The organism is Salinibacillus aidingensis, from assembly GCF_055393355.1.
This window is the reverse complement of record NZ_AP043759.1, coordinates 989,706-1,013,053: the sequence shown is the minus strand read 5'-3', so window position 1 is coordinate 1,013,053 and position 23,348 is coordinate 989,706. Positions and strand designations below refer to the sequence as shown.

23 protein-coding genes and 1 pseudogene are annotated in these 23,348 nt (G+C 40.1%); 6 read left to right on the top strand and 18 right to left on the bottom strand.

Translation table 11 applies throughout. The features are described from left to right. Window positions 1–36: 36 nt before the first annotated feature. The 9 genes from ACZ5OK_RS05650 to ACZ5OK_RS05610 form a co-directional block, all read right to left on the bottom strand. Window positions 37–2,706 carry a DEAD/DEAH box helicase family protein gene (locus ACZ5OK_RS05650; protein ID WP_343840013.1) on the bottom strand — a complete coding sequence of 890 codons (2,670 nt, stop codon included), beginning with the start codon at window positions 2,704–2,706 and terminating at the stop codon, window positions 37–39. A gap of 125 nt (window positions 2,707–2,831) precedes the next feature. Beyond that, the gene (locus tag ACZ5OK_RS05645; protein ID WP_343840011.1) at window positions 2,832–4,058 is read right to left on the bottom strand and encodes an MFS transporter; all 1,227 of its coding nucleotides are present in this window, start codon (window positions 4,056–4,058) and stop codon (window positions 2,832–2,834) included. 266 nt (window positions 4,059–4,324) lie between these two features. Beyond that, complete coding sequence (locus ACZ5OK_RS05640) at window positions 4,325–5,101, bottom strand: class I SAM-dependent methyltransferase (protein ID WP_343840009.1); 777 nt, start codon at window positions 5,099–5,101, stop codon at window positions 4,325–4,327. Beyond that, window positions 5,091–5,312, bottom strand: coding sequence for a hypothetical protein (locus ACZ5OK_RS05635; protein WP_343840007.1), 222 nt, complete (start codon window positions 5,310–5,312; stop codon window positions 5,091–5,093). Before ACZ5OK_RS05635 ends, ACZ5OK_RS05640 begins: the two co-directional genes overlap by 11 nt. A 30-nt stretch (window positions 5,313–5,342) precedes the next feature. Further along, complete coding sequence (locus ACZ5OK_RS05630) at window positions 5,343–5,723, bottom strand: YkvA family protein (RefSeq protein WP_343840005.1); 381 nt, start codon at window positions 5,721–5,723, stop codon at window positions 5,343–5,345. 220 nt (window positions 5,724–5,943) lie between these two features. Beyond that, complete coding sequence (locus ACZ5OK_RS05625; RefSeq protein ID WP_464758563.1) at window positions 5,944–6,294, bottom strand: hypothetical protein; 351 nt, start codon at window positions 6,292–6,294, stop codon at window positions 5,944–5,946. A gap of 342 nt (window positions 6,295–6,636) precedes the next feature. After that, complete coding sequence (locus tag ACZ5OK_RS05620; protein ID WP_343840001.1) at window positions 6,637–6,810, bottom strand: hypothetical protein; 174 nt, start codon at window positions 6,808–6,810, stop codon at window positions 6,637–6,639. Between the two features lie 17 nt (window positions 6,811–6,827). After that, a complete protein-coding gene (locus tag ACZ5OK_RS05615) occupies window positions 6,828–7,397 on the bottom strand; it encodes a biotin transporter BioY (RefSeq protein ID WP_343840000.1) in 570 nt (189 codons plus the stop codon). A gap of 170 nt (window positions 7,398–7,567) precedes the next feature. Then, entirely contained in the window at window positions 7,568–8,569 is a 1,002-nt protein-coding gene (locus ACZ5OK_RS05610; RefSeq protein ID WP_343839998.1) for an LLM class flavin-dependent oxidoreductase, read from the bottom strand. Window positions 8,570–8,826: 257 nt separating this feature from the next. Between ACZ5OK_RS05610 and ACZ5OK_RS05605 the strand changes: the two genes are divergently transcribed. Beyond that, complete coding sequence (locus ACZ5OK_RS05605) at window positions 8,827–9,390, top strand: hypothetical protein (RefSeq protein WP_343839995.1); 564 nt, start codon at window positions 8,827–8,829, stop codon at window positions 9,388–9,390. A 12-nt stretch (window positions 9,391–9,402) separates the two neighbouring features. Here the strand turns inward: ACZ5OK_RS05605 and ACZ5OK_RS05600 are convergent, their stop codons facing one another. Beyond that, on the bottom strand, window positions 9,403–9,867 hold the full coding sequence (locus ACZ5OK_RS05600; RefSeq protein ID WP_343839993.1) for a GNAT family N-acetyltransferase: 465 nt from the start codon (window positions 9,865–9,867) through the stop codon (window positions 9,403–9,405). A gap of 168 nt (window positions 9,868–10,035) precedes the next feature. On the opposite strand from ACZ5OK_RS05600, the pseudogene ACZ5OK_RS05595 reads away from it, so the two are divergent. The 3 genes and pseudogenes from ACZ5OK_RS05595 to ACZ5OK_RS05585 all read left to right on the top strand — a co-directional run bounded on the left by ACZ5OK_RS05595 (window position 10,036) and on the right by ACZ5OK_RS05585 (window position 12,293). Beyond that, window positions 10,036–10,437, top strand: a pseudogene (locus ACZ5OK_RS05595) (HIT family protein). 41 nt (window positions 10,438–10,478) lie between these two features. After that, the gene (locus tag ACZ5OK_RS05590; RefSeq protein WP_343839991.1) at window positions 10,479–11,246 is read left to right on the top strand and encodes an aminoglycoside adenylyltransferase domain-containing protein; all 768 of its coding nucleotides are present in this window, start codon (window positions 10,479–10,481) and stop codon (window positions 11,244–11,246) included. A 24-nt stretch (window positions 11,247–11,270) separates the two neighbouring features. Further along, window positions 11,271–12,293 carry a DUF2332 domain-containing protein gene (locus ACZ5OK_RS05585; protein WP_425542211.1) on the top strand — a complete coding sequence of 341 codons (1,023 nt, stop codon included), beginning with the start codon at window positions 11,271–11,273 and terminating at the stop codon, window positions 12,291–12,293. Between the two features lie 296 nt (window positions 12,294–12,589). Here the strand turns inward: ACZ5OK_RS05585 and betB are convergent, their stop codons facing one another. The 6 genes from betB to ACZ5OK_RS05555 form a co-directional block, all read right to left on the bottom strand. Further along, on the bottom strand, window positions 12,590–14,059 hold the full coding sequence (gene betB, locus ACZ5OK_RS05580; RefSeq protein WP_343839989.1) for a betaine-aldehyde dehydrogenase: 1,470 nt from the start codon (window positions 14,057–14,059) through the stop codon (window positions 12,590–12,592). Window positions 14,060–14,512: 453 nt separating this feature from the next. Beyond that, window positions 14,513–15,421: a glycine betaine ABC transporter substrate-binding protein gene (locus ACZ5OK_RS05575; protein ID WP_343839987.1), complete on the bottom strand. Its 909-nt coding sequence runs from the start codon at window positions 15,419–15,421 to the stop codon at window positions 14,513–14,515. A gap of 325 nt (window positions 15,422–15,746) precedes the next feature. Next, window positions 15,747–16,271 (bottom strand): DNA topology modulation protein, encoded by a 525-nt coding sequence (locus ACZ5OK_RS05570; protein WP_343839983.1) that lies wholly within the window; start codon window positions 16,269–16,271, stop codon window positions 15,747–15,749. A gap of 13 nt (window positions 16,272–16,284) precedes the next feature. Further along, complete coding sequence (locus tag ACZ5OK_RS05565) at window positions 16,285–17,082, bottom strand: ABC transporter ATP-binding protein (protein WP_343839981.1); 798 nt, start codon at window positions 17,080–17,082, stop codon at window positions 16,285–16,287. A gap of 147 nt (window positions 17,083–17,229) precedes the next feature. Beyond that, a complete protein-coding gene (locus ACZ5OK_RS05560; RefSeq protein ID WP_343839980.1) occupies window positions 17,230–18,639 on the bottom strand; it encodes an MDR family MFS transporter in 1,410 nt (469 codons plus the stop codon). An 83-nt stretch (window positions 18,640–18,722) separates the two neighbouring features. Then, on the bottom strand, window positions 18,723–19,580 hold the full coding sequence (locus tag ACZ5OK_RS05555) for a TetR/AcrR family transcriptional regulator (RefSeq protein WP_343839978.1): 858 nt from the start codon (window positions 19,578–19,580) through the stop codon (window positions 18,723–18,725). Window positions 19,581–19,836: 256 nt separating this feature from the next. On the opposite strand from ACZ5OK_RS05555, the gene ACZ5OK_RS05550 reads away from it, so the two are divergent. Further along, window positions 19,837–20,409 (top strand): nitroreductase family protein, encoded by a 573-nt coding sequence (locus tag ACZ5OK_RS05550; RefSeq protein WP_343839977.1) that lies wholly within the window; start codon window positions 19,837–19,839, stop codon window positions 20,407–20,409. A 182-nt stretch (window positions 20,410–20,591) separates the two neighbouring features. On the opposite strand, the gene ACZ5OK_RS05545 is transcribed toward ACZ5OK_RS05550, so the two are convergent. Together ACZ5OK_RS05545 and ACZ5OK_RS05540 are read right to left on the bottom strand one after the other, a co-directional pair. Beyond that, a complete protein-coding gene (locus ACZ5OK_RS05545; RefSeq protein ID WP_343839976.1) occupies window positions 20,592–21,002 on the bottom strand; it encodes a hypothetical protein in 411 nt (136 codons plus the stop codon). Window positions 21,003–21,164: 162 nt separating this feature from the next. Next, window positions 21,165–21,788: a YdcF family protein gene (locus tag ACZ5OK_RS05540; RefSeq protein ID WP_343839975.1), complete on the bottom strand. Its 624-nt coding sequence runs from the start codon at window positions 21,786–21,788 to the stop codon at window positions 21,165–21,167. A gap of 267 nt (window positions 21,789–22,055) precedes the next feature. Between ACZ5OK_RS05540 and ACZ5OK_RS05535 the strand changes: the two genes are divergently transcribed. Further along, entirely contained in the window at window positions 22,056–23,183 is a 1,128-nt protein-coding gene (locus ACZ5OK_RS05535) for an NADH-dependent flavin oxidoreductase (protein WP_343839973.1), read from the top strand. Window positions 23,184–23,348 lie beyond the last annotated feature (165 nt).

Below are 23,348 nucleotides of genomic sequence, written 5' to 3'. Positions count from 1 at the left end.
ATTCTTTTTTCCTTAAAGAGATTAAAATCTAAGCCTTTATCTCCACACACTTTTTCGCTCCGACCGCTTCACAAACTGCCCTGACATCGCACGCATCCGGGCTTTTAATAGTATTTTTCTTCCTTCTGGTGTACGTGTATAAATCAGTTCCGCTTCCCCGATTCGTTTTTTCCACTGTTCTAACAGTTTTTGTGCATATTCCTTTTTCCGGCCTATTTCTTCCGGTACCGCATGATAATCATGCCGAATCCAAAACCTTTTTCCTGATGTTCGGTGGATGATGTAGCGGGGATTATCAATCGGATCAACAAGCTCCTGAACACTTTGCAAAAACAATTTCTGTTCATGGGTCGTGCCTTTCTCCAGATAACAGACAATTTCTCCCCATTCATTTTTTTCCGCATTTATTTTATTGTGAGCGGGAGAGGTCTGGATTCGCCCGATATCATAAAGGGTGTGATAGACAGCCTTTCCCACCTGCTTCATACTTGACTCAATCGACGGATTAAAGATGAAAATTTTCATTGCTTTCCATAAAAACGGAGCAGAAAAAATGGCTCCCAGGCCCAGTCCAATAAATAATGGAACGACCAGCTCCCAGGCATCCCGATAGTATCCGTATTCTCCAATTGCACGAGCCATATTAAAAAATACAAATGCGCTTATAATGAGTAATGATTTCACTGTATTTCTAAACACAAACGGCTTCGGCACATAGGATGTATCGGTTTGAAATTCCTCCCGTTTTTTCTCTCCTTTTTGTACAGCCTCTTCCCAACGGTCAAACAGACGCTTACGATTCGTTGCCCGTTTGCTCATTTCATGATTAATGAGCGAGATTTGATTCTGGTTAAATGTCGTGTCCGGAAGCCTTAAGCGCTCAAGTCCAGTGACAATTAACGGAAGTTCCTCATCCAGACCCGTTAAGGAACGAAAGCGACGTCTAAGCGATTTAAAATCATAACCACCATCCGGACCATATGGATCCATACAAACTAAATGCCAGATGTTAGCTGCCTTCTCGTCATTCCCTCGTTCTGTCCGGATGGCACGGCCTCGCATCTGATTCGTCAGCATAAAGGTCCCCACATAGGAGGCCAGAACAAGCGTGTTCACACTTGGTGCATCCCACCCTTCCCCAAGCAGTGCAGTTGTTCCTACCAGAACATCAATTCCTCCACTCGAAAAAATTTCGGTAATTGCGCTTACCATATGTTGTCTGGATGCCCCCTGTACCTCGACTTTTACATATTGATCAGCATGTACCAGGGGCTCCGTTTGAAATTGTAAGTCCTGTTCCTGTAATAGAGAAACGACCTTTTTGGGTACAATCACGACGGAGCCTGTTAAAACACCAAGCTTGCACCGGTTCCCCAGCTCTCTACGTATGTTTTCAAAAACAGGCACAACGCCAAGCCGGATTAACGGCTGCTCCTCATCCGGATTCTTAGGCAAGTCACCGGCATAAATATAATCAGCGAGCACCACTAATCGGAGGTCATCCCCCTGTGCCTGTTTTTCCAAGGAAACAATCTGATTAATGCTATCCAGCTTAGATGTGCTGTGCAATAATGTTCTCTCCATTTTACGGGTGGCTCGCAGCTTAACCTTACGATGCTCTAAAGCCTTCATTCCGGACAGCTGTTTTTTAATCCCTTTCAAGGGCTCCTCTTTTTCATTGACCAGCTCATCCCGGTACAGCATGGAAGTCAATAATTCCTCTGCCCATTCTAAGTCAAACGAAGGTAAATGCTTAGCTTTTTCGTCAATAAGCTGAAACGGAAGCTCCCAGGCATCACTTCCGACTTCCTTTAAATACACCATCATACTGATAAAATAACGATAATGGCTGAGTTTCTCCTCTACATATTCCCCGGACTGCATCCATGGGTGGGTTTCAATAAGCTCCCGGAAGGACTGGTTATGCAGCAGGCTTTCTCGGAGATTTTCCGCTTCTTCATGGAAGGTTTCGATAGGCTCCCGTTCCTTTTTCGCCGGCATGGACATCCATAAGTAATCCTGATGCGGGCACAAGTCACCCTCTTTAACTAAAGCTGCCACTTCAATTTCCTCATCAATAGGACCACATAACTGAATATATTTATCCCATTCTGACTGGCCCACGTCATAGGGAGGTGTCGCCGTTAAAGCCACAATGGATGGATCGTTAAGTTCGTCACGGAAGGCCATTGCCGTTTTCCACCAGCTGGTACGTAAATGATGAGCTTCATCCAAAACTAAGGTTTGATAGTTTTGTTCAAACAGGCGTTGCTGTGCTTTTTCTTTTTCGGTAAGCTCCAGTGCAGGCTCTTCTTCTGCTTCTTCATCATCAATATGGTCTTGCTCTTCTTCTTTCTCGTTGTCTTCTTTAAATAGGCTGTGTAAACCCTGATAAGTAGTCACTGTAATAAATTGGGGATTTTTAATATCTGTGGTCATCCAGTCTGGTTGTTCGTCTGCTTGTAAAAACAGCTCCGTAAATCGATCCACCCATTGATTTCGAATCGCAATGGTTGGTGCCACAATGAAGGTAGGTTTATTTAAGCGAAGCATGACCTCCAAGCCCAGAACCGTTTTCCCGGAACCAGGCGGGGCAACCAGATGAAGGTGCTTATTTTCCAGGTGATGGTCTAAATGCTCAAGCACCTCTGCCTGGTAGCTGCGCCAAGGATAGCAAAACTTAATATTTTCAGGGAATGTTTTCATATGTATCACCTTTAACAAATGACTAGATTCATAGAATTTGTATCTTCATAACCTGTAACAATATCCATTCTTACATCTTTTCTAATTCTTCTTTTGAAATCACCCGCCAGCCATTTCCTGTGAGTTTATCGATATGCAACATTCCTTCTTTCCCGATAGCTCACATACCACCATGCGACACCTGCAAGACTGCCAATCAGCCCCACAATAATTCCAACAACAGGCGAACCGAGTAAGGAGATAGCGGGACCTGAAATGAGTAAAGAAAGCTGCTTTATACCTGAATCCACCGTGTGATCAATTGCAAAGATCCTTCCAAGTACTTCAGATGAAACCGTCATCTGCAAAATAGTGGTCCCTAATGTCAATAAAATACCCGCTCCTAATTGGGATAAAAAGATAAAAATCATTCCCGTCCAGACATTTGTCGAAAAAGCGAAGGCAACAAAAAATACAGCCTGAATGAAAAATCCCCAGCCATACCATCTGTGGGCAGACTTCACCTGACTTCCTACAACCCGTCCCACAAACATTGCAGATAGAATAAATGCCAACCCATCCGCAACATATAGCAATCCTATCCCAATTCCTCCAAGATTATATGTAAGATCACCCAATACAGGAATCATGACAAAGTAAGGGCCTGACATAATTGCGAAGGCTACACTTGTACAAATCAGAGCCATGATTAAACGATTTTCTTTTAAAATACCAAAGCCCTCACTCAATTCTCTAAAATAAGAAGGTGATGATCCTTGATTATTCTTTTTTATTCCTTCCTTCCATTTTGTTGCCAAAACCCATCCAGCCGACCAAATATAGCTAAGTGCATTAACGGCAAAAGCAAGTGCTGGCTGAACAGCTGAAACCAGACCCCCAAATGCAGCCCCCACAACGGAAAGTACTCCAGATGTAGCAACAGTTAACGAATTTGCAGCTGTGATATCCTTCTCAGCAACAACAGCTGGAATCGCCGCGTTTCTAGCAGGTCCGAAGACACTACTTGCGACTCCCATAAGGACTGAACCCAGATAAAAGGCCCACATCTGCTGTTCTAAAGCTGCCCAGATAAACATTACAGCAACAACAGCACGTATGAAATCAGATATGTACATGATCATTCGCTTAGAAAATCGGTCTACGAAAGGACCAGCCAAAAAAGATAACGTTACCTGGGGAAGGTCCCGACATATCAGTACAAGTCCCATTGCTGTTGGTGATTGAGTTAAACGAAGTGTGGTCGCCGCTAAAGCCACGTGATTAAACCAGTCACCCAGACTACTTCCGCTCTGTGCCATCCAAAGCCGGAAAAATGTTTGATTTCTAAAGATTAGATTTGATTGCTTCTTCACTTGATCAGCTCCGAAAAGTCCGGAATTTTATACCATAATCTATTCCATACGGTTGAAAATCAAATAGTTGTTCACTGATTCGGTATAGTTATAATCATACACAAAATTATTTTAACATCATTTTCCATATATTTTAACAAATATTCCGATAAATTTATATATTTAATGAGATTCATATTGATGATTCGAGATTTGGGGATTAATCTGGATGGCCCCATATGAGACTCATTCCTATTTTTCTCGTGCTCCTCACAAGAACCATTTTCTTATTTAACGGCTTTCCAAATGGTCCAACGGTCTTTTTCTGTAATTTTTTTATTCATAGGCAATGACTTATCCATATAGTCGATTAGGGACTTTAATTCATCATTTTCTAATTCAAACAAAATACTTCGTCCTGTTCGATTTTTAATGTCATTTAATAATTCATGTTTGGTTTCATAGACTCTTCTCGTCTCCCATAATGTCACTTCTTCGATTTCTTTAAAGCCTGCCCTTTTAAGATTTTCTGTGACAAATGTACTTGTATATCTGCGCTTTAATTCAATATCTTTTAATTTTAGATAGCAATCAAAGAAATATCCCCTAACATGATCCTGACTGCCAGGTAGTAAGCAGTCTTCAGGTGTCCGGTCCTGTACAATTAAATTCCCCCCATTATTCAAGAGTTGATAGGCTTCCTGAAAACAGGAATAAAGATCCTTTATATGATGAATAAGGGCCCGCTCCAAAACCAAATCATAGGCATTTCTCTTCAACCCCGATTCGTACGCACTCCCATGCTGAAAGGATAAATTTTGATAACCTTTGGAAGCTTCTTTTGCCCCTTCAATCATAGCGAGAGAAAAATCCACACCCGTTACAGAGTTCACTCCGAGCTTCAAAAGTGCCTTAGTATAGATTCCCCCTCCACAGCCAATATCGGCGGCACTTGAAGTATTCTCGATTGGAACTAGACTTTTGACTAAATCCATCCATAAAGAATCCACATGACGGAAGGCGTATTTAAAACGATTCCTATCGTTATGAAAATCAATCCCCACCATTGTCACCTCCATCTAATTTCTTACAATCTGTGGAAGTAAACACACTGATAGAATAATCCTTTTCAGGAAAATACCCTAAATATGTAAGTCCTTGAGCAGGATAATAGACTCTTAGTTTTTGATTACCTGCCCAGCAGTCTAAGTAAAGCTTTCCAGTAAATCTCTGCGCATATGAACAGCTGTAATTTATAATCTTCAATTGTTTCAAATATACATCCTCTCCCTTCTAATCCTCTTTTTAACTAACAAATAACTCCAAAATAATCCAATTAAGAATTAATAGCCATATCAATATAACAATAAGACCTGCAACCCAATTTCCGGGTTTAGGTTTAGTACTTCCCTGCATTGCTTTTACCTTTGCCTCGCTATCCTGAAGGACTTGTTCAGGGATCATCCCTATAGCTGCTTTTATTCCCAATGGGACTAAAATGAGATCATCCAATAAGCCAAGTATCGGAATAAAGTCTGGGATTAAATCTATTGGACTGAAAGCAAAGCCAACTACACATGCTGTAAAAAGCTTTGCATACCAGGGGATTCTTTGATCCTTACAGGAAAAGTATAGAACCATAATTCTTTGCTTTAGTTTTTTCGCCCAATTTCTGATGGTTTTCAATTTGGACCCTCATTTTCCATTTTTAGTGCAGTTAAAGTATGTACAGATAAGGGAACGATTAACCATCCAATAAGGTATAGACTGTTCATTTATAATATTATTTTTTATATATAAAGTGCACACCAGCCATAAGCATTTCAAGTATGACATGATGGTAAACACATATAGAAGCATATCAGCCACAATATTAACATAATTTTCTAATTACTTTTGCAAAAAATTAAGGTGCAAATGGAAAATAGCTAAATCCCACAAAAAACAATGTAACACTTCCGGCCCATAGATAGATGATTGTAACAACAATATCCAGCACAACAAGACCCCAACGTTGCCACGATTTTGCTTTTACTGCGGCTTTAATCAGTCGATAATTAATCAACCCAAGAAGATAAATGCCTAAAACGATAAAACCGGGAACCACCCATTGGCCAACGGGTTCTGCATTTCCAAAACTGCTTTCCGTAAAATAGTCTGTTTGAAACTTAATGATTTGACTAACAACGATAAACACAATAGCTAAAAATCCGCCAAATCCACCCAGCCATTTTTTCTCTGTATGACTTAGTCCCATTAATGCGATCCATCCAAAAACTGCGAATAAGAAAAATATGATAAAGTCGATAACAAACATCCCTTTCTTTTTAAGTTGAACATTGTAATAAGTATATTATATTCAATATTTACATACTTGATTATAGGTTACAAAGAACAAAGGCGGACGTGGCCTTACCTGTTTTTCTTATCCACAAATCGCTTATTTTATAATTTCCTGGACTATAAAAAAGGCTGAATAATGTCTTTATTCAACCTTCATATTAAAAGATCCTATTTTCAGGCTCTGTTAACGTTTAGTGTTGATCCCACTCCAGTGCTCGTTCAGGAAGTTCTGGACCTTCTCGACACAGGGTATGGTCTAACTGCGCCTCTCAGGTCCAGGCAGTCCTCCTAGAAACCCTGCCAATCCACTGATAGCAAATAAAATAGGTATGAATGATGGTCCATCCAGTACCAATTGATATGTACCAAAGATGAAGAGTAAGAAAGAACCGATTAATCCAGCGATTCTCCTCCATTTACAGTTGCCCAATTAAATCCCTCCTACTTTCATGCTGCTCTATGATCAACTTGATGGATTAAACTAGCCTGAACTAAACGTTTTCTGACGGTAATCCCAAGCCAGCTTGCCAGAAATGCTTTAATAAGTCCGACGGCAATAAAAGGATATACCCCTGCTGCAAGCGCCTGATTCCATGTCATGTCCAGCACAATTTTTAATTGAATGGTGCCAAACAAAAGAGTAATCATCATTCCCACTGTATTCGCGATCATGGCCATCCATAAATTAAATGTTGTTTTTTCCAGAATTAATCCTGTGACATAAGCGGTTAGAATAAAACCAAAAATATATCCACCTGTTGGACCGATTAACACTTGCGCTCCCCCTTTAAATCCCGCGAAGACAGGCAGCCCAATGCCTCCTAATAAAGCATAACAAATCATCGCAACAGCACCAAACTTACTTCCAATTATCGTTGCCGTCAATCCTACAGCTAAGGTTTGTCCACTTATGGGAACGATAGGTAAAGGTACCTCTACCTGAGCTAAAATAGCGGTAATAGCTGCGAACAAACCACAAATCACAACGGCTCTTAGTTTCGGATTAACATTCTCCATATAAAAACGCCTCCTAATTGTTAACCTTTTATTGATATAAGTTAACATAAATATTGGAGGTTGACTATGCATTTTTTGAATTTTTAAATAAAAATCACCAAATCAGGCATCTTATTCAACGAAAAAAAGATCGACATTTATGCCGATCTTTTATCATGACAAGCTCATGTTCAGCTCTCATCTACTACCTCTTTTAAAATTTCGTAGGACCGTTTTTGTTTATCCGTATCATAAATGTAGGAAACAACCATCAGCTCATCAACATCATACTTTTCCTGAAAGCTGGTTAACTGGTCTCTGATGGAATCCTTGCTTCCTAAAAGAGTGACACTCGACATGGACGAAGCGGCGGCTTTTTCCTGTGGACTCCACAGATCATCCATATTTTTAACCGGCGGACTTAAAAAGTTTTGTGAGCCCCGGACAACATTGAGGAAAAACTGTTCCATCGTTGTCGATTCCAATTTAGCTTCCTCGTCTGTTTCAGCGGCAATCACATTCAGGCAAACCATCATATACGGTTGATCCAGGTATTCCGATGGCTCGAACTGGTCCCGGTATATACTAATGGCATCCTCTAAATATCTTGGAGCAAAATGGGCAGCAAATACATACGGAAGCCCCAATCTTGCCGCTAACACCGCAGAGTCCGGTGATGATCCTAAAATATATATTGGAATGTTTGTGCCAATCGCTAAATGGGCTTTAACAAAACCCTGATTTTCTTCCGGACCAAAGTATGTAAGCAGGGATTGCACATCCTTGGGAAAGGAGTTAACGGTATCACTCTGTGAACGTCTAAGGGCACTCGCCGTAAGCATATCTGTCCCAGGGGCGCGTCCCAGACCTAAATCAAGACGGTTCGGATAAATGGTTTCCATCGTTCCAAATTGTTCAGCGACAACCAATGGTGAGTGATTCGGTAGCATGACCCCACCAGATCCAACCCGGATATTGTTTGTATTTTCTAATGTATGTTTCATTAAAAGCGTGGTTGCTGAGCTTACAAGGGTTTTTGTATTATGATGCTCGGCGATCCAATAACGTCTATAACCCATGCTTTCTGTTGCCTGAGCAAGGTCAACCATATCATCGATGGCTCCCTTTTCATCCTTCCCTTGTCGAATTGGGGCAAGGTTTAAAACAGACAATGGAATGTTCAGATTAGCCATGTATTTCTCTCCTTTGTTATGCAACTTCATTATCTCCTGTAGAGTAACATAAGACTCCTGTTGGTTTCATGACTTGTGCCTCTGAGTTTCTATCTGCATATTATCCTAACCTAATAAAAATAAATCATGCTGCACCTTTTGTAGTGTGCATGATAGCTATGTCATAAGAAAAATGTCTGTCAGGATGATTTCACTGAATAAATAAGGGATTATTAAGAAAAATAAGATTAGGATATATAATCTGGAGGATATCAAACATGAAATTTCAGGAATATTGGACTCTTATATATGAAACAGATGAAAAATTAAATTCCACTCTTATTGAATATTGGAAGCAATATTCTTATTTTGATACGTGGCAATTCTGGTTTGTTGCAGCCATGCTGGTGGTACCTTTAATCATCTTATTCTTATCCATCGATCGCACACGAATTTTTGAAATCCTGTTTTTTGGGTTTACGGTTCATATGCTATGGGGTTATACGGATACCATTTTAGGATCTACCTCTCACTTTGTTCATCATTATTTTCTACTTCCATTGTTGCCTTTTGCTTTAAGTCTGAATGCCGCCGTTCTACCTGTGGGTTTTATGCTCGTATATCAATATTGTGTTAACCATAATAAAAATTATTATTTGTACATAGCTATTGCCAGTGCCATATTTGCTTTTGGCTTTGCAACGCTGGAGAAATATATGGGCCTTATATCCTTTAATAAAGGGATGAATCAATTTTATGTATTTCTTATCGATATGGGGATTGTACTGATTGCATACTGGCTAACTCGTTTTATTATGCGGCTGAAGGAGAGCAATGATTAATGGACAAAAATTCTAACACTTATATACCATCCTGAGAAATTCATACTGTCCACCATTCGTATTCTGAATAAATGTTCCAGCCTCTGTAAAACCTGCCCTTTTATACACTTTAATTGCACGCTGATTGAAGGTGGCGACCGATAGAGTAATCATTCCAGGATTATAATTCTTTTCTGCAAAGCTTAGCCCTTCTTTCAGGAATGTTAAACCATAACCTTTGCCAGTAATATCGGGGCGCAATCCCAATCCAATATCAATGGTATCGTTGTTTACCTGGTTAATACTGAAGAAGCCTGTTAATTCATTATTTCCAGTTACCGCAAACATGGATTGGCCCCGCTGTTCAGAATCCAGAAATTCTTCCATATCCTCCTTATCTGCTTCAATATCGTAAAAGGAATAAATCCCTTCATAATGCCAGTTGTAAGCGATTTGTTCTGCCTGCTCCTGTGTCATTTGTTTAAACTCATAGATCATAAGGATACCTCCCTTTTAATAGCTAGAACTTTCAACCTCCTGGATTACATTCGCTTTCTATTTTTCATTCACATAGCTTTATATTAGACTATTATTATATTCGAGAAAAGTCCCCACACGCTTTATCGCTTTAAAGCATGTGGGGACAGTCCCAAAGGAGGATTTTCAATGTGTGTTTTTTGTTATCCTGAGCTGGAGCCTAAGCAGCGGGTCATTATGAGTAATGAGTATTGTATGTTTGTACAGTTGGAAGATGTGCAAACGAAAGGATGTCAACTGGAAGGTGCAGGGTTAATTGTCCCGAGGCAACATCGTGAAACCGTTTTTGATTTAACGAAGGAAGAATGGATGGCGACGTATGATCTTCTTCAGGACGTGAAGGATTATCTGGATCGAAATCACCAGCCTCAAGGATATAACCTGGGGTAGAACTGTGGCGAAGTGGGTGGACAGCATATTTTTCATGCCCATTTTCATGTGATTCCGAGGTACAAGGACGAACCTTTGGCAGGTAAAGGGATTCGGTATCTTTTTAAAGGTTCCATGAATCAACGGGAAGTGACAGAGTAATAGCACCTTAATGAAAATGATAAGGGGGGGAGGAAATACACATGTATGTTCAATCCTTTTTAAACCAGTTCATTCAAATCTATCAAACTCATTTGCAAACCAATCTTATAGGTATATACTTACACGGTTCTTTGGCTATGGGCTGTTATCAGCCAGGAAAAAGTGATATCGACATCCTTATAGTCATACATGAAAAGATTTCGCAAAATAAGAAAAAGAAACTTATCCAGGAAATACTGCAACTGGAGAAAACCTATCCGGAAATTAAAGTTGAAATGAGCATTATCGCACACAATCATCTTCAGGATTTTAAGTACCCGACACCTTTTGAGCTGCATTATTCAAAACTCCACAAACCGTTATATCAGGAAAATCCGGATTATTTATCCGAAAATGAGCTGGACCCGGATTTAGCGGCACACCTTGTTGTCACCAAACATAGAGGAATAACTCTCTATGGAGCGAGTATTTCTGAAATACCTAAAGTCGAAAAGAGACATTTCACCCATTCCCTATTACAGGATATTGACAAAGTTTCTATGAAAATAACAGAAGATCCAGTTTATTATTCATTAAATCTTTGCCGCACCCTCTACTATTTAAAAGAGAATGCCATTGCTTCCAAAAAAGAAGGAGGTGAATGGGCGATTTCTCTTGTGTCAACTCCCTATGACCAGTTAATTTCTAAGGCTTTAAATCAATATACAGGACAAAACTCAGGTGAGGATTTTGATCCTAATTTGTTAAAAAAGTTTGCTGAGTGTATGGTGAGAAAAATTAACAAAGAACTCAATTTACAGCAGTTATAGTTCATATTATTTTAAAGGTGGTGTATAATTTTGGATTCTTCCATAGCCGCAAGATTTATGAATTTTGCTGAACAATGTCACGGTTCATCTGAATTATATGAAAAGTTATCTTTGAAAATTGCTGATGATGAACAAATTCTCGAATTATGTACTCATGCAAAGAATGGCCAGCCAATACCAAATTTACTTTTCGCCGCTGTTCAATATCTATTATTTAAGGGACAGAAACACCCACTTAGAAACTTTTATGCTAGCATAGCGGACCACCCCAAAGATGACATCACCCAAAGTTTTACTCATTTTAAGGATTTCTGTTTGAAACACAGCAAGGAAATCAAGTCAATTCTTCAAAACAAAAACGTACAGACCAATGAAGTGAGACGATGCGCCTATTTATACCCATGCTTTTGCTATATGTATGAAAAAACAAAAAAGCCCTTAGCCTTTATTGAAATTGGGACGAGTGCCGGAATTCAATTGTTGTGGGATCAATATAGCTATTCATATGGAACGACCCAGGTATATGGAAATCCACAGGCTGAAGTTCATATTGATTCCAAAGTCAGAGGAGCCATCCCCTTTTTACTGTCCAGTAGTCCGCCCGTTGTAAAACGGATTGGTGTAGATTTACATATCAACAGACTATCAAATGATGAAGATAAGCTATGGCTGAAAGCACTCATCTGGCCGGAGCATGAAGAACGAAGAAAACTTTTTGAAGCTGCATCTCAAGTTGTCAATAAGAATCATTTAGAACTTATTGAAGGAGATGGTGTGGATTTACTGCCTGAAATCATGAAAAGAATTCCAAATGATACTGTTATTGGCGTTTTCCATACACACGTTGCAAACCAATTTTCATATGAATCAAAGGAAAAACTACTGAATGTGATTTCAAAGATTGGTGAAGAGCGCGACATTTTTCACCTATATAATAATATTCAAGACCACTATCTTCATTTGGACTATGTTTTAAATGGTGAAAAGAATCGGCAAATGATTGGAGAAACAGAGGGGCATGGCAGATGGTTTTCTTTGGATATTTAGTTTTTAATAGATTAAGGGAGTTATAGAAATTCACGACATTTACTTGGATCAGCCGGGATGTGCTTTCTCTCCGCCGATTCACTTTCAATTGCCACTTGAATCTGCCGTGACCACACCTCTCTCGGCCGATTCACCTGCAATTCCCTCTTGAATCTGCCGAAACTACTCCGCTCTCGGCTGATTCATCATCAATCCCCACATAAATCACCCATCATCCCCCCCATTCTCATAAAAAAGCCTATCAAACACAGCTAATGTGTCTGATAGGCTTTATCTAATCTATTTCCATAAATCATCTAAAACCAGTTCATTGGCTCTGGTTTGAGGTTATGGAAAATATGTTTAGTTTCCTGGTATTCATCTAATCCGGGCTTTCCTAATTCGCGGCCGATGCCTGATTGTTTGAAGCCGCCCCATGGTGCGTGTGGGAAGTATAAGTTAAAGTCATTAATCCATACGGTGCCCATGCGCATTTTTGCTACGCATCGTTCGGCCTTGGCAATATCAGATGTCCAGACACCACCTGCTAAACCATAAATGGAATCATTTGCGAGTTGAATTGCTTCTTCTTCACTCGAGAATTTTTCTATGGTAATAACAGGACCAAATCCTTCATTCTGGACAACACTCATATCGGTGGTGCAGTCGGTAAGAACGGTTGGTAAGTAGAAAAATCCGTCTTGCAGCTCCGGATCTTCCGGTTGTTTTCCACCAACAGCAACTGTGGCTCCTTCCTTTTTACCCTTTTCCACATAATCCATAACTTTACTTAGATGTTCCTTGGAAATTAAAGGACCCATTTGAGTGTTTTCATCAAACCCGCTGCCCAGACGAATATTGGCGACTCGTTTTACAAGGGCATCTACAAATTGATCATGAATTTTATCTTCAACGATAATCCTTGTGCCAGCCGAGCAGATTTGACCTGCGTGGAAGAACACTCCATTTAGAGCCTGGTCAACAGCCGTTTCGAAATCGGCATCAGCAAAAATGACATTTGGATTTTTGCCACCCAGCTCAAGCGCCAGTTTTTTCACATTTACGCTTGCTGCCTTCATGATATTCTTACCGGTTTCGATTCCACCTGTAAAGGAGATGAGATCTACATCTGTATTTGATGACAGCTCAGCACCTACAGTAGCACCAGCTCCGAGCACTAGGTTAGCTACTCCTTTTGGTACTCCGGCTTCATCCATTAGTTCAAATACTTTTACGGTTGTAAGCGGGGTAATTTCACTTGGCTTCATAACGAGCGTGTTACCTGCGGCCAGTGCTGGCGCCAACTTCCAGGATGCCTGTAATAATGGATAATTCCATGGTGTAATCTGTCCGCAGACTCCTACTGGCTCTTTTACTACTTTACTATTTGAATTTGGGAGCGGGGAATCGATCAGTTCACCACCATCTTTATCCGCAATTTCTGCAAAGTAACGGAAAACGCCGGCAATATCGTCCATATCGCCACGACTTTCTTCGACGGTTTTTCCTGTATCAAGGGATTCCAGTCTTGCCAGTTCTTCTCTGTCTCTTTTAATGAGATTTGCGATGTTCATTACAATTTCGCCACGATCGGATGCTGAAGTGTTGGACCAATCTCCCTGGTCAAAAGCTTTACGTGCTGCTTTAATTGCTTCCTTTGCATCCTTTTCATTACCTTCAGCAGCAACGGCTATCACTTCCTGGTTAAATGGGTTAATGATTTCTCTTGTTTCTTTAGAGAGAGCTGGTACCCATTCACCACCAATGAATTGTAATTTTGTTTCCATCTCATTCCCTCCTTTTAAACTGCATGACATGCTGTAAGTCTCTTCCTTTGCTGAATAGGGCATTCTCATGGAGGGCTAACAGCAGGACACGCGATTTTATCAGACTTCCACCCATATTGTTACAATATAACAATGCAATGAGTTAGATTCAATTAATTAAATTTGTTAAGAAAAAATTTAATGTTTAGAACAAAATTAATTTAACATGGATTTCCATGTTTGTCAAAGCAAAAGAAGATATTTTAATTAAATACGTCTCGTTTTCGTTGATGAATGTAATGGAGGGATTCGTTTTCTAAGTAGATGAACGGGATGGTTAAATACAGTCCCGTGGCCATATCTGTGAACACGAAATCGATGAATGTGTCACCCCGTTATTGATAGACCACGGGACTTTCTGTTTTTTTTAAATAGGGTTACCAGGATGATTCCCGGTGCAGTTTTTCTGGTTGATTACTTGATCCATTCATTAATTAAGTCCTGGTTTTCATTCACCCATTTTTCTGCACCGTCTATAGGCTCTTTCCCTTGCTCTTTAGCTTCTTTGACAGCTGTCATTAATTCTCCAATGGCCTGGTCATCCATCTTCCAGTTTTTCAGCCATTTGCTTACTTTAGGGTAATCCTCTGCAAAGCCTTGACGGGTTGCATGATGGATTTTTTCCACGCCACCATAGACCTTCTTAGAATCTTCTAAATATTTCAGATCCAGCTGAGAAAAGATACTGTGCGGGCTCCATAATGGAACAACAATAGGCTCTTTTTTCTCAACAGCTTCATTTAGTGCCGTTAACATCGCTGGTTCAGAGCTTGGCATCAGCTCATAATCGAGGTTATATTCTTTAATAACATCCTTGGTTACCATCATTGTACCTGCACCAGGATCAAATCCGGTAATTTCACCTTCAAGGGCTTTTTTATGATTGTTTAAATCCTTAATGCTATTGACATCTTCCATATAGCTTGGTACAACCAGTCCGACTTTCGCCTTATCATACCAGGTTTCTTCAGAGAAATTCACTTCATCCTGATATTCCTCTAAATACTTAGCGTCCTGAACAGGTAACCAGATTTCCAAGTTCACATCCAGTTCCCCGGCTGATAACGCAGACATTTGTGCACCCATGTCTACTAAATTAAAATTCACGTCATATCCTTTATCTTCCAGAATAGCTTTCCACATATTCGTTACGGCAACATTTTCTGCCCAGTTGATTTGTCCCATTTCAATGGCAGGCTTGTCTGAACTGCTCTTTTCTTTAGCATTTGATGAAGATTCTTCAGTCGTTCCTTCTCCACAAGCACTTAATAGCATTGCAAAAATGATTGCTGTGATAAACAGAATACGTTTTTTAAAAAACATGTAATGAAAACTCCCCTTGTCTAATTTTTCCTGTATCATTGGTTTCTCTGATAAAAGCTCTTAACTCTTCCTGACGATCGGAACAAGTCCATTTTCCTGATATAGATTGAATCACACACCCTCAGTATTTTCGAGTTTCATTTACCCTCTTGTCCTGGGGTGTATCCAATATAAATAACCTCCGTTAACCCTATTCAATAAATTAAATTTTTTCTTAACAATCTTAATGATAACGTAATATAAAATAATGTCAAATTAAAATGGGGGTGGTGATGAGTTTAAAGACGGTGCTCTCTGTTTTCATCACCTTAGATAACCACTGTTTTCATCGGTTCTGCACAGTCTTTCTGATTTTTTCCAAAAAAATTCTGATCTCTCTTAGTGAGGATAGAACGATAACGTCTTGATTCGCTTTCCTATTCTGTAAATAGTTTTGAATCCTCGGCTTTTTGGTTTTGGGAAAATTCCAAACGTAGCTTAAAAACGCCCAGTCTAGTTTTTCCTCACAGTCTTCTCCCATGTCCGGACGTGTCTGGTTTCGATATTGAATTCGCCGTTTTACGACCCGATACACACATAGCAGTCTCGGCAAATCTAAGAAAATGATCGTGTCCGCCTGTTTCAGACGAATATCCATCGTGCTTGAATACGTTCCATCTATGATCCAATTTTCCTGACTCGTTAACTCATGCTGAATTTGTTTCTGTTCATCGAGAGTCGCTAATACCCAGCCCGGCTTCCAGAATAATTGGTCAAGGTGGTACACATCAATATGCAAAATTTCCCCGAGATTCCTTGCCAATGTTGATTTTCCAGAGCCGCTTGAACCTATAATTCCTATACGCCTCAATATACCTCTCTCCTTAATGTCGGGATGTTATATTTTCTTTTTTGGAAAGGACAGGCCGACCTTCATGCCAATGAACATGCACAGGAATCTCGAAAAAATCGGATAAACCCTCGTCCTTGAACAAGTCTGTTGTATACCCTGAAGAAAAAACTCTCCCCTTTTTCAGCAGCAGGGTTTTATAAAATACAGGCAAAACTTCATCCGATCGATGGGTTACGTATATAATAGCTGGACCATTCTGTTTGTCAACTAGGTTTTCAATCACTTCTAATAGCTGCTCTCTTGCTATGAAATCCAGACCACTCGTTGGTTCATCCAAAATCAAAAGTTCAGGATCAGCCATTAATGCTCTGGCAATTAAAACACGCTGTCGTTCCCCCTGGGACAGGGTATGATAGGTCTGATTGGCATAATCCAGACATCCCATTTCCTTTAAAAGGGAAATGGCCTTCTGTCTCATCTCATCTGTGGGTGTTTCATAAAGACCAATAGACGCAAAAGAGCCACTTAGTACAACCTCAAAAGCGTTATCTCCCGGATAAAACTTCTGCTGAAGAGAGGAAGATACAAATCCTATTCTTGTACGTAAATGCTCAGCAAGTGGATCCGTTCCAAACTCCTTGCCGAGAACCTTCATCCTTCCCGTTGTTGGAAAATAGTAAGCGTTTAACAAGTTCAATAAAGCTGTTTTTCCGGCTCCGTTCAATCCATATAATACCCAGTGTTCACCTGCTTCAATACTCCAGTTTATGTCCTCAAGAATCCACTTGCCATTACGTTTTAACGAAACCCCTTTAAGTTCAAGGACCATCTCCAAATCCCCCTTGTCGTTGAATAAACTTGTCTATAACTATAAAGGAAATTGCGCCGAATGGAAATGGGGGATTATAAAGAAATAGGGACTGTCCCGCACCGCTTTAACGCGTTAGCGCGTTAGCGGAGAGCGGGACAGTCCCCATTATTCTTCTTCTGGTCGTCTGTGTTTTATAAAGAAGGTTAGGATAAGCCCAATGAGAGCAAATACACCGGCTACGATAAAGGTCATGTTAACCCCGTGTATCGCCCCCTGTACTCCCTGGGATTCAATGGTGGTATTCGACATAACCGTTACCATGAGTGCGGTTCCCATTGCACCTGCAGCCTGTCGCATGGTGTTGTTCATCGCTGTACCATGCGAAATGATGTCCAGAGGCAATTCATTTAAGCCTGCAGTTGTTACCGGCATCATGACCATTGCAATTCCAAGCATTCTTACCGCATTTAATCCGGCAATATAGGCAAATGTCGTTTCTGTAGTCATGGTTGCAAACATAAATGTCGTAATAACTAAGATGGTTAAGCCGACAATGGATAGCCATTTGGCACCGAATTTATCGAACAGCCTACCTGTAACAGGGTTCATTAACCCCATCGTGGCAGCCCCCGGCAAGAGTGCCAGCCCTGATTCAAAGGCCGTAAATCCTAGCATATCCTGCATCAATAGCGGTAAGACAACCATGGAACCTATCATGGCAAGAAAGACAACCATACCCAAAACAGTTGTCAATGTGAAAATTTTATACTGAAAGACTCTGAATTCAAGAATAGGCTCTTCCAGTTTTAACTGTCTTAAAATAAACCAGGTTAAAGTAATTGCTCCGACAGCCAGGGAGATGTAGACATTCATATTTGCCCAGCCTTCTTCTCCACCAGCCACACTGAATCCGTAAAGCAAGCCTCCAAAACCAAATGTAGATAAGACAATTGATAATGGATCCAGTTTTGGAAAAGTTCGCTTTGTCACGTTTTTTAGAACAAAGTAAGCAATTAAAATGTCAATCAGGATGATAGGTAAGATTAAATAAAATAAACTTCTCCATGGAAAATGTTCAACCATCCATCCTGAAAGAGTTGGTCCAATTGCAGGCGCAAACGCAATAACTAAACCAAACATCCCCATCGCTGTTCCCCGCTTGTTACGTGGAAAAGTCAGGAACAGAATGGTTTGCATAAGCGGCATAATAATACCTGCTGCTGCAGCCTGAAAGATACGGCCTACCATAAGGATTGTAAAGTTCGGTGCAATCGAACAAATTATCGTACCAATGGCAAACGATCCAAGCGCCGAAATAAATAATCTCCTTGTTGTGAAATGACCAATTAAAAAAGCTGTTATAGGAATCATGATCCCATTAACCAGCATAAAGATGGACTGCAGCCACTGAGCAACACTATAAGGAAGTTCCAGATCAGCAGCTATCTTTGGTAAAGCTGTTGCCAATAACGTTTGGTTCAGGATAGCTACAAAGGCTCCTGAAAGCAACACAATCATAATGACCCATTTATTATAGTCTTTTTCTGTTTGTTCTGTATGTTCCTGTTCACTCATAAGTTATTACCCTTCTTTCCAACCTCAATCTAATGTGTTTCGTACAAACGTGGGTCAATTAAACTGACCGTGCCAATTATATTTTATTCATCCTGAACCAGCCTTTTATACAGGCGGTCCAGTACATCAACCTCTTTTTTGAGGATTTCTTCATTATTTAAATAGGAGATAAGTGCTTCTAATAAAAATTGCTGTGGCTCTGTTGTTTTCATTTCTTTTCTTAACCTTTGAACTGCCTTTAAAAGTTTTTCCTTATCTGTTGTGATGTTGTTAGTATTATTCAATTTATCTTCAATCATGTCTAAACAGTCCAAAATACGTTCCTTTGGATTAGCCGGATTCAGATAATCTGTTAACACCGGTTCTGTATAAGGAAGAGAGTTAACAATTGAATCCATAACTGTCGCAATAAAAGAAGCCAACTGGTATACATCAACAGATTTTTCCCTTAAAATCACGGTTATGATATATTCCTTCAAAATCCCTTCAAAAATAATAACGATATCCGTTATAAATGGCTCTATTTTTTCTCCATAAGTGTCTATTAACGTCTCCCGGTGCAGGTTCACCAGCGATGATTTCAGCTTACTCATAATTTCAGACACTTGTTTGTTTTCATTTGGAGGGAAGTTTTTGAATAATACTGTGAAAAAATCCCGATTATTGATCCACTGCTCTAATTCATGACTCATATTTTCAATAAAGGCTTCTCTCCTGGTCATTCCTTCAAGCTGACTCATAGAGGATGCTTGCTTTATCATGTTTTCATACTGCAGCTTTAGTATCTCAATCAGTAAGCTTTCTTTCGTATCAAAATACTTGTAAAATGCACCCTTTGAAATTCCGGTTGCTTCAGCAATTTCCTGTACAGATGTCTGATAAAATCCCTTTTCGGAAAACAGCTGAATGGCCCGATTCATGAGCTCATTTTTTTTAAGCATCAAACCCCTCCAGACCAGGCAGTCAAACTATCTGACTCAAAAGTCACTTTATGTATACTAATAGTTTTCACCAAAAATGTCAACGGGAATGTATTGGAATTTTCTCAGGGACTGTCCCGCTCCGATTTAAAGCATTAAAGCATTAAAGAGTTAACGCTTTAACGTACAGCGGGACAGTCCCGAAACAGAAACTTTGAAACCGAAGCATATATTCCCTATACTATTACTGGAATTATTGTAAGCAGGAGGTTAAGTGATGAGTACTACAGATATGAAGTATCAACGGAAGGCCGATTACGATATTGATCCTATCTACTTAGATCGGTGGTCTCCTCGTTCCTTTTTAGAGAAAGAAGTGCCTGAAGAAGTGTTAATGAGTCTGTTTGAGGCTGCTCGCTGGGCTCCATCTGCTATGAATATGCAGCCGTGGCGCTTTATCGTTGCTCGTAATCAGGAAGATCGGGATAAATTTCATTCCTTTATTATGGAGGGGAATTTAAAATGGTGTAAAACAGCACCTGTCCTCACCGTCATCATCTCAGATAAACAGGATGGTTCACACGCATTTGATGCAGGTGCAGCATGGGGATTCCTCGCTTTAGAGGCAGCCCGAAAAGGACTTATTACCCATCCAATGGGCGGTTTTCATAAAGATAAAGCCAGAGAAGTATTAAATATCCCTGATGAATATGACATCCAGGCACTTCTAGCCATTGGATATCAGGGAGATAAAAGCACGCTGCCTGCAGATTTACAGGATCGTGAGCAGCCATCTGATCGACGTCCAATAAAAGAATCAATCTTTGAAGGGTCATTCACTCATTCATAATCATATGAGAAAGTACTCCAATTAAAAGAGGTATGCGAATTCGGTTGATGAATTTGCATACCTCTTCATTTGCGTTTTACTTTTCATCCCATTTCCACTAGGTCTAATACCCACGATGAACATCAGCAACCATTATATGAACGCGCAGCAGCCTAATTATTATTTACCTTCTAAGAATATCCTTATTTTCTATACCACGAAATCAACAATAATAAATGAAGAAAGATATTCGCAGCGGTAAACCCGTATATTAGTGGGCGGATAACAAGCGATAGTGAACCGATATGATTTTTTGTCATCCATATATGGAATAAAAAACCAATTATAATCCCAGCGATAGAATACATCGTCATGCGCGGCAAATAGGGCAATCTTCCCTTTATTTTCTTCAACAGCTGATCAATTAGAAGTGATACCGGTAAACCTGCGATCAAATAAACAGGACCCGAATAAATCATCACAAAGACAAATGTCTCAAAAAATCCAAAGTAATATACATTAGGCTCACGCTGGGACTCAGGAACATAAGAATAAATGGAAAAGGCTATGGCAAAAAAGATAACAGATCCTGCAAGCGCAAGAACTCTATTCATTGAATCCCCCCTGTCCAATCTCTATTGTTTATAAAGTGAAACTTCCATCAGTGGGGGGTTACTCCATGCCCCACTGATGGTTAGTTGAACTTATTAGGAATTTACTGGCCGTTTATCCCCACTTAGCCATGTTGGGTTACCCTCAAGACTTGAAGTGGGGTATTACGGCCAGTTAATGCGTGATAAAATATGCCTGAACGGTAAACTTACAATATATCCGGAATAAAAAAATAATTCTCTGAAAAAGAAGGGGATTTTACTCTCAAGTGTCTCGTACGCTGAGTTCTCTGCTGGCGAAGAGTTAGCGTCAAGCCCCGTTTGCTCCGCCATTAGCATTGCTCTTTTCATATGCAGAGGATCACTCACAATCAGGAAGCTTTCCAAACCATTTTCCTGAGCAATTTTTGCCGCATAAATCAGATTGTCCTCAGTTATTTCAGATTGTGTTTCAATTAAAATATCCTTCTCCGGGATGCCATGGGGAACTGCATAGTCTCTCGCTACTTCTGATTCTGCATAGGAAGCCCCTTCAGCTTGACCGCCTGTAAATATAATTTTATTTACATATTCCTGCTCATAAAGGGAAATGGCGTGGTCTATTCTTCCCTGCAGAACCGGTGATGGTTTCTCTCCCCATGCCGCAGCCCCCAGCACAATAGCTGCATCGGCAGGGGCTGTTTGATCCTTCCTGCTAAAACTCCAGATACTGTAGCCGGTAAAACAAAGGAAAAGAAAAAATAGCAGGAAGATGAGCACGATTAATTTTTTCAGATTTATTTTATGCATACTGACCAACCTTTTTCCTATGCTCAGACTGTCAAACTCTCACTTCTGTACCGCTCACCACTTCAATATCCGCATGTGATTCATTGGGCATGACTTAACATTCTGTAGGGTAGTTAAAGTTTTACCTATTTTAAACCCATGTCTGAATATTAACAAGATTTACGGGACTTTTGTAGTAATTCCCGATTTGTAAAGCAAAATAATGTACATTCCCTGTTTTCTTCATTTAAGATATCTTTCGTAACTTATTTAAGGAGGAACGTCTATATGAATCCAAAATATGAAAAACTGTTTGACACATACACACTCCCCAATGGTTCTGAGTTGAAAAACCGAATCATTATGGCCCCTATGACCAATTTTTCATCAAATTCAGATGGAACCGTTACCGATGCTGAAGTGAATTACTATGCACGGCGTTCCAGTGGTGTAAGCATGGTGGTTACAGCTTGTACATATGTTACACCAAACGGAAAAGGATTTCCTGGTGAATTCGGTGCCGACAGTGATGAAATGATTCCAAGTCTCCGAAAGCTCGCAAATGGAATTAAGGAGCAAGGAGCTAAACCTGTTCTTCAGATTTTCCATGGCGGCAGAATGTGTCCTACCTATCTGGTCCCCAACAAAGATGTGGTGAGTGCCAGTGACATTCCTGCAGAAGGGGATGATCATCCAATTCCACGTGCGTTAAAGGAATCAGAAGTGGAGGAAATTATAAAAGCGTTCGGTGAAACCACTCGTCGTGCCATAGAAGCTGGTTTTGACGGTGTTGAAATCCATGGAGCAAATGGTTATTTACTGCAGCAATTCTTCTCCCCTCATTCCAATCGTCGGGAAGATCGCTTTGGTGGATCCCTTGAAAAGCGAATGACTTTTCCTTTAGAGGTTATCCAGGAAGTGAAACGGGTAGTTCATGAACACGCTGACTCTTCCTTTATTACAGGGTATCGTTTTTCTCCTGAGGAGCCGGAAACACATGGAATTACGATGGATGATACACTGGCCTTCGTTGATAAGCTGTCAGATCAGGGATTGGATTATTTACATGTGTCGCTAACGGATTTCCGGTCCGAACCAAGACGAGGAGTAGAGGACCATAATAAGTCACGAATTGCATACTTATTGGAAGTCATCAATCACCGTGTCCCTCTCATTGGAGTAGGATCCATCTACTCTGCAGACGATGCTATACAGGCTCTTCAGACTGGCGTCCCCCTTCTTGCGCTTGGCCGTGAACTGATTATTGATCCTGACTGGGTTCAAAAAATTTCAGAGGGGAAAGAAGAAGAAATTATAACTGAACTCAATAAAAATCATCAGGAAGAATTAGTCGTACCTGATCCTTTATGGAATATTATCACAAATACGCCTGGATGGTTCCCGGGAATTTATTAATAGAAAGCTGAGGTAAAAATCCACTCAGGATTTACGCCTCAGCTTTTCTTTTATGCAATTTTTTTAGTTTCTGCCGCCACTAACCCTGAGCTTTTACTATATTAAAAACATTTTCCTTCCTGTTTTCTCAGAATACATATATAATGAATATTGACTGACATAAAG

What these genes read in the sequence shown, in the direction of transcription:
- ACZ5OK_RS05650 (WP_343840013.1), bottom strand. Translation starts at nt 2,706, where the DNA reads ATGAAAACATTCCCTGAAAATATTAAGTTTTGCTATCCTTGGCGCAGC.
- ACZ5OK_RS05625 (WP_464758563.1), bottom strand. Translation starts at nt 6,294, where the DNA reads ATGGGACTAAGTCATACAGAGAAAAAATGGCTGGGTGGATTTGGCGGA.
- ACZ5OK_RS05615 (WP_343840000.1), bottom strand. Translation starts at nt 7,397, where the DNA reads ATGGAGAATGTTAATCCGAAACTAAGAGCCGTTGTGATTTGTGGTTTG.
- ACZ5OK_RS05610 (WP_343839998.1), bottom strand. Translation starts at nt 8,569, where the DNA reads ATGGCTAATCTGAACATTCCATTGTCTGTTTTAAACCTTGCCCCAATT.
- ACZ5OK_RS05605 (WP_343839995.1), top strand. Translation starts at nt 8,827, where the DNA reads ATGAAATTTCAGGAATATTGGACTCTTATATATGAAACAGATGAAAAA.
- ACZ5OK_RS05600 (WP_343839993.1), bottom strand. Translation starts at nt 9,867, where the DNA reads ATGATCTATGAGTTTAAACAAATGACACAGGAGCAGGCAGAACAAATC.
- ACZ5OK_RS05590 (WP_343839991.1), top strand. Translation starts at nt 10,479, where the DNA reads ATGTATGTTCAATCCTTTTTAAACCAGTTCATTCAAATCTATCAAACT.
- betB (WP_343839989.1), bottom strand. Translation starts at nt 14,059, where the DNA reads ATGGAAACAAAATTACAATTCATTGGTGGTGAATGGGTACCAGCTCTC.
- ACZ5OK_RS05575 (WP_343839987.1), bottom strand. Translation starts at nt 15,421, where the DNA reads ATGTTTTTTAAAAAACGTATTCTGTTTATCACAGCAATCATTTTTGCA.
- ACZ5OK_RS05565 (WP_343839981.1), bottom strand. Translation starts at nt 17,082, where the DNA reads ATGGTCCTTGAACTTAAAGGGGTTTCGTTAAAACGTAATGGCAAGTGG.
- ACZ5OK_RS05560 (WP_343839980.1), bottom strand. Translation starts at nt 18,639, where the DNA reads ATGAGTGAACAGGAACATACAGAACAAACAGAAAAAGACTATAATAAA.
- ACZ5OK_RS05555 (WP_343839978.1), bottom strand. Translation starts at nt 19,580, where the DNA reads ATGCTTAAAAAAAATGAGCTCATGAATCGGGCCATTCAGCTGTTTTCC.
- ACZ5OK_RS05550 (WP_343839977.1), top strand. Translation starts at nt 19,837, where the DNA reads ATGAGTACTACAGATATGAAGTATCAACGGAAGGCCGATTACGATATT.
- ACZ5OK_RS05545 (WP_343839976.1), bottom strand. Translation starts at nt 21,002, where the DNA reads ATGAATAGAGTTCTTGCGCTTGCAGGATCTGTTATCTTTTTTGCCATA.
- ACZ5OK_RS05540 (WP_343839975.1), bottom strand. Translation starts at nt 21,788, where the DNA reads ATGCATAAAATAAATCTGAAAAAATTAATCGTGCTCATCTTCCTGCTA.
- ACZ5OK_RS05535 (WP_343839973.1), top strand. Translation starts at nt 22,056, where the DNA reads ATGAATCCAAAATATGAAAAACTGTTTGACACATACACACTCCCCAAT.